Source organism: Aneurinibacillus sp. Ricciae_BoGa-3 (assembly GCF_028421645.1).
Lineage (GTDB): Bacteria > Bacillota > Bacilli > Aneurinibacillales > Aneurinibacillaceae > Aneurinibacillus_B.
The window spans coordinates 173,896-180,000 of sequence record NZ_CP116887.1 but is presented as its reverse complement, the minus strand read 5'-3'; the positions used below and the strand labels follow the sequence as shown (position 1 = coordinate 180,000).

Here is a 6,105-nt window from a genome sequence, read left to right as displayed (position 1 = left end):
GGCTTTTGTTTTGAGTGCATTTTACTCTTAAATGGACTTTTTAGACAGCCCCTTGAACGCTCTATTTATTCCTCTTCTTGTTCATTTGCTGAGCGTTCTCTCATGAGAGGGAACAAAAGAACATCCCGGATAGACGGAGAATCTGTTAAGAGCATAACAAGGCGGTCAATCCCGATTCCCAGTCCACCTGTCGGCGGCATGCCATACTCAAGCGATTCAAGGAAATCTTCGTCCATCATATGCGCTTCATCATTACCTGCTTCACGTTCAAGCAATTGCGCTTCAAACCGCTGACGCTGATCCACCGGATCATTCAACTCGGTAAACGCATTTGCGTGTTCTCTGGCAACGATGAAAAGTTCAAACCGATCGGTAAACCGCTCATCTTCCCCATTTTTCTTGGCAAGCGGTGAAACATCCACGGGATGCCCGTATATAAAGGTAGGCTGAATAAGTGTTTCCTCCACAAAGTGCTCAAAGAACTCATTTACAATATGCCCGTATTTCATGCCCGGCCTTACCGGTACGTTATGTTTTTTGGCCAGTTCATGCGCTTCTTCATCACTCATCTGCGGCCAAAAATCGACACCCACGGTTTCCTTAATGGCATCCACCATATGAATTCTCTTCCACTGCGGCTTCAGGTCGACTTCTTTTCCCTGGTAATTAAAAGTGGTGGTACCGAAAACATCCTGTGCGATATGGGCAATCAGTTCCTCTGTAAGCCGCATAATGTCACGGTAGTCCGCATAAGCCTCATACAATTCAATCGAAGTAAATTCAGGATTATGGCGGGTTGATATGCCTTCATTCCGGAAAATGCGGCCGATCTCATACACTTTTTCAAGTCCGCCTACGATTAACCTTTTAAGGTGAAGCTCTGTGGCAATCCGCATATATAAGCGCATATCCAATGCATTATGATGCGTAATAAACGGACGCGCTGCAGCTCCACCAGCTATGCTGTGCATAGTAGGTGTCTCCACCTCAAGGTATCCCCGCTCATCCAGATAACGGCGCATAGATTGAAGAATATGGCTGCGGGCGATAAACGTATCTTTAACCTCAGGATTCATGATTAGATCAAGGTAACGTTTCCGATAGCGGGTTTCGACATCCTTTAACCCGTGGAACTTCTCTGGAAGAGGCCGAAGCGACTTGCTTAGCAGGATAAATTCACTTGCCTTAACGCTTGTCTCTCCTGTTTTTGTCTTGAAAACCACGCCTGTCAGACCGACAATATCGCCAAGGTCACACATTTTAAAGACGTTATACATCTGCTCGCCCACCTGATCCTGGCGCACATAAATTTGTATGCGTCCGGTTTGGTCCTGAATGTGAGCGAAGCCTGCCTTCCCCTGGCCCCTCTTTGTCATAATCCGGCCGGCAATTTTCACTTCTACGCCCTTCGCTTCGATCTCTTCCTTATCAAGAGAAGCAAGCTCGTCCAGAATCTGTTGTGCCGTGTGCGTGCGCTCGTACCGTTCGCCAAACGGGTCGATTCCCATTTCGCGTATGGCCTGCAGCTTTTCACGCCTTATTTGTTCTTGTTCTGTTAATTCCTCTTCACGGGCCATGCTTAAATTCAACTCCTCAAACCATTTATCATCCTCTAACTTATTAAAAGCTCCTACGATATCGAAGGAGCTCCTGTGAGTGCATCATTTGTTAACAATAATATCCAGAATCTCATAACGAATAACGCCAGCAGGCACGTTTACATCAACGGTTGAGCCTTTGGACTTGCCAAGAAGCGCAATGCCTACTGGTGATTCATTGGAAATCTTATTCTGCATAGGATCAGACTCCGCAGATCCCACAATAGTATACTCCATTTCATCCCCATACTCCAGGTCTTTTACGCGAACAGTTGAACCAACACTTACAATTCCGGTGTTTACATCGTCATCAGAAATAACCCGGGCATTGCGCAGCATTTTTTCAAGCGTAATGATACGGCCCTCAATAAAGGCCTGCTCATTTTTGGCCTCTTCATATTCAGAGTTCTCGGAAAGGTCGCCAAAGCTAATCGCTTCTTTAATCCGTTGAGCCACTTCCCGGCGTTTAACCGTTTTCAGTTGTTCAAGTTCCTCTTCCAGCTTCTGCAAACCAGCCGCGGTTAAAATTACTTCTTTTTCCGTCATTGTACATTCCCCCGTTAAAACTCGTTCTAAGAGCTCGTCAATATCTCCGTAGAGTTTATGTCAATTGCTCCAACTTTATGCAATAGATAGATGAAACTGCCAGTGAATTCACTGGCAGCCTTCTTAACAGTATGAAGGTATTATATGGTAGGTGCAGTTTGTTGTCAAATTTAATTAAAGAACAACTTCCGCCTGCCGCTCCTCAAGTTTAGCCATCTTCTCTGACATTTTTGCTTCCACCCTGTCTACATAGGCATGCAGGAGAGCTACCATTCCTTCTCGCGTTTCCTGCTCGTTAACCTGGTCACGAATTTGGGCCGAAGCCGGCAGCCCTTTTAAATACCAGGCCGCATGTTTGCGCATCTCCCGAACGGCAATGTGTTCGCCCTTAAGTTTAATAAGCCGGTCCAAATGAAGAATGGCTACGTTAATCTTTTCCCGCGCCGTTGGATCGGAAGGAAGCGTACCGTTCGTTAAATATTCGATAGTCCGGTACAGCATCCACGGATTGCCTAATGCCGCCCGCCCGATCATAACGCCATCACAGCCGGTTTCATCCAGCATGCGTTTGGCATCTTCCGGGGTAAACACATCCCCGTTCCCGATAACAGGGATGGAAACAGCCTCTTTTACCTGGCGGATAATATCCCAATTCGCGGTTCCTGTGTACATTTGAACACGAGTACGGCCGTGGACAGCTACTGCCTGCCCCCCAGCCCGCTCCACTGCCCGGGCGTTTTCCACTGCGTATACATGCTCATCGTCCCAGCCAATCCGCATTTTTACTGTAACCGGTTTGGAAACGGCCTTAACAACCGCAGAAACCATTTCCTCAATCTTGCTCGGCTCAAGCAGCCAGCGGGCTCCTGCATCACAGCTCACGATTTTCGGAACCGGACAGCCCATATTTATATCAATAATATCTGCATTTGTATGCTGATCAACGTATTGCGCCGCTTCAACAAGCGTTTGTTTATCCCCGCCAAAAATCTGAAGGCTAAGCGGTTTCTCACGTTCATCTACATACAGCATTTCTATCGTCTTCTTGTTTCCGTGTACAATCCCTTTGTCGCTGACCATTTCCGCACATACAAGGCCTGTTCCGAATTCCTTCGCGATTAAGCGAAACGCCGGATTGCAGACACCCGCCATCGGAGCCAGTACAACATTATTCTTTAATTCAACATTTCCTATTTTAAGGTTAGCCATGTTCCCACCTTCCAAACATAGCCTGCATATTCCAGGCGTTATATTCCCATAAACCTATTGCAATATAGTCATCCCATTATATTAAAACATAGTGGCGTCATTAATCAACTATTTTGCCCACACCAAGTGTTTCCATTGTTTTACCCCCTCATTTCCTTCCATGAAAGGAAGGAGAGAAGCGGGCGTGATTCCACCGTTTAAGGGAATACAAATGTCAGGTGCAATTTCCGCCAGTGGCACAATGACAAAGGCTCTCTCTACCATCCTGGGGTGAGGAATCTGAAGTTCTTCCCACTTCAGTTGTTCGCTGTCATAGAGCAATATATCAATGTCAAGTGTTCGGGGGCCCCAGTGGATATCCCTTGTTCTTCCCAGGCTTCGTTCAATATCCTGTGTTTTTCCAAGCAAGTCCTTAGCAGACAGATCAGTCTTGCCTAGTACCACGATATTGAGAAAAGCAGCCTGCTCAACATAGCCGACAGGAGCCGTCTCATAAATGGACGAGCATACTTTAATGCTCACCCCGCTGTCCTCTAGCCTTCGGACAGCTTCCGCCAGATAGTATTCTCTGTCGCCTATATTGGATCCAAGCCCCAGATAAACAGTATGCATACTACGATTCTCGCCCAGAACGGCTACGTTTAATCTCCACTGCAACCGATTCGTAATGACCGGGAATAGGCGGATCGGGTTTGATAACGCGAACAAGTGTCTGCTGAATTAAGGGGAATTCAGCAAGAATTTTATCGGCTATCCTTTCAGCCACAGCCTCCACTAGCTCATACCGTTCTCCCTCTACAATTGCGCGGACGGCTGTATAGATGTCTGCATAATTAACCGTATCTTCTAGTTTATCACTGTGGCCAGGCTTTGCTAAATCCAGGAATAGTTCCAGATCCACATAGAAGCGCTGACCGAGTGTGTTTTCTTCTTTAAACGCCCCATGGTAGCCATAAAACGCCATTCGGTTGAATAGTATCTTATCCATATTCTACTCCTCGTTTTCCCGCCAACCGTTAAGCATAGAATCCATCATTCGACAAAGGCGGGTAATGGGTTTTACATCATGCACGCGTACAATCCGGCACCCTCTCTCAATCCCAAGAACAACCGTTGCAGCAGTTCCTTCCATTCTTTCCTCCACAGGCAGGCCAAGCGCATTTCCGATAAACGTTTTCCGGGAAGTGCCGAGCAGAACGGGGTAACCAAGCATGACCAGGCGGTCCAATTTATACATCATCTCTAAATTGTGCTTATACGTCTTAGCGAACCCGATCCCGGGATCCAGTATAATGTTTTCATCTCGGACACCGGCTTGCCGTGCTATGTAGATGCTTTCCTGGATATCCTGAAGCGCGTCCCGCATAAAATCCGTATATTCTTTATTATTTCGGTTATGCATAAGAATGACCGGGACATCTAGTTCAGCCATTACCTCTGGCATTAGCGGATCTGCCTTGGCCCCCCACACGTCATTTACGATATGAGCCCCTGCACGAATCGCTTCAGACGCCACCTTCGCTTTATACGTATCAATGGAGAGCACCACTTCTATTTCCCGGGAAAGCCGCTCAATTACCGGGATAACACGTTGTAGTTCCTCTTCCTCCCCTACCGGTTCGTGCCCAGGCCGGGTCGATTCCCCGCCAATATCGATAATCTCCGCACCATCTGCCACCATCTGCCGGGCATGCTCAAGAGCTTGTTCGATCGTATTGAATCTGCCGCCATCTGAAAAAGAATCAGGCGTTACATTTAAAATACCCATTACAACGGTCCGCTTATCAATTGGTAGTGTATAAGGTCCAGCGTTAATAACGCTCATCGCCTACTCCTCCCTGCAAAATAAATTGGCATGGACAAACGACATTCACTTATTCAAAATCCCTCTGCGGTAACGATTTAGAAATAAGTCTGTATGGTATCCAATTGTACCTCTGCCGATTTCCTGCCGTTTGGTTTGTCCATGCCCTGTAACATAGCTAACGGAATTAACCGGTACAATCTCCTGAACTGCATTTGTTAAAAAGATCTCATCTGCGGCGAGCAGGCTTTCCAATGAATAATATCCCTCTTCAACACGCACGCCCATTTCTTTTGCTATTTCCAGGACGTAAGCCCGGCGGGTACCCGGAAGAATGCCCGTTTCAATGGCCGGTGTAGAAAGCGCACCCTGGGAAACAAAAAACAAATTGGATACAATTCCTTCAGCAAGAAAACCTTTCTGTGTTAAAAACAATCCCTCTGCCAACGGATCGGAACCTATCTCACGTTTCGCCAATCGATTGTTCATAAAATGGTGGGATTTGAAACGCCAGGCCCCTTCAGGCTTATTGCGCCTCGTTTGCAGAACCTGCAGCCTTTTTCCCGTTCGATAAAAGTCCGGTGGAAATACAGGAAGTGGTTTGGCGAAGATCAACCAGGAAGGGCTTTCATATACCCCTGCGTACGGACCAATGTCTCCTTTACCTGCTGTTAAGTCCACGCGGATATAGGCATCCTGTAAACGGTTCGCTTCCATTGTTGTATGAATAGCATTCTCCAATTCGGCTTCACTCATTGTTAAAGCAATGCCGATTTCCTCCGCAGCAAGCGCCAGCCTTCTGTAATGATCTGAAAAGAGAGCCGGCCTTCCCTGATATGTACGTAACGTCTCAAACAAACCAAGTCCATAAAGAAAGCCGTGATCAAAGGGTGAGATCACAGCATCTGCCGCTGAAATGATGCGGCCATCCATAAATATATTCATCGT

The 6,105-nt window shown here is 46.9% G+C and carries 7 protein-coding genes; all 7 read right to left on the bottom strand.

Going from position 1 to position 6,105, the window contains the following annotated elements:
* Nucleotides 1-65: 65 nt before the first annotated feature.
* The 7 genes from lysS to pabC all read right to left on the bottom strand — a co-directional run bounded on the left by lysS (nt 66) and on the right by pabC (nt 6,102).
* Entirely contained in the window at nt 66-1,577 is a 1,512-nt protein-coding gene (gene lysS, locus PP175_RS00925) for a lysine--tRNA ligase (RefSeq protein ID WP_272441053.1), read from the bottom strand.
* An 84-nt stretch (nt 1,578-1,661) separates the two neighbouring features.
* Nucleotides 1,662-2,144, bottom strand: a complete 483-nt coding sequence (greA, locus tag PP175_RS00920; RefSeq protein ID WP_272441052.1) for a transcription elongation factor GreA — start codon at nt 2,142-2,144, stop codon at nt 1,662-1,664.
* Nucleotides 2,145-2,318: 174 nt separating this feature from the next.
* On the bottom strand, nt 2,319-3,353 hold the full coding sequence (gene dusB, locus PP175_RS00915; RefSeq protein WP_272441051.1) for a tRNA dihydrouridine synthase DusB: 1,035 nt from the start codon (nt 3,351-3,353) through the stop codon (nt 2,319-2,321).
* 108 nt (nt 3,354-3,461) lie between these two features.
* Nucleotides 3,462-3,965: a 2-amino-4-hydroxy-6-hydroxymethyldihydropteridine diphosphokinase gene (gene folK, locus PP175_RS00910; protein ID WP_272441050.1), complete on the bottom strand. Its 504-nt coding sequence runs from the start codon at nt 3,963-3,965 to the stop codon at nt 3,462-3,464.
* Between the two features lies 1 nt (nt 3,966).
* Complete coding sequence (gene folB, locus PP175_RS00905; protein WP_272441049.1) at nt 3,967-4,341, bottom strand: dihydroneopterin aldolase; 375 nt, start codon at nt 4,339-4,341, stop codon at nt 3,967-3,969.
* Between the two features lie 3 nt (nt 4,342-4,344).
* Nucleotides 4,345-5,178, bottom strand: a complete 834-nt coding sequence (gene folP / locus PP175_RS00900) for a dihydropteroate synthase (RefSeq protein WP_272441048.1) — start codon at nt 5,176-5,178, stop codon at nt 4,345-4,347.
* Nucleotides 5,179-5,223: 45 nt separating this feature from the next.
* Entirely contained in the window at nt 5,224-6,102 is an 879-nt protein-coding gene (pabC, locus tag PP175_RS00895) for an aminodeoxychorismate lyase (RefSeq protein WP_272441047.1), read from the bottom strand.
* Nucleotides 6,103-6,105: the final 3 nt, after the last annotated feature.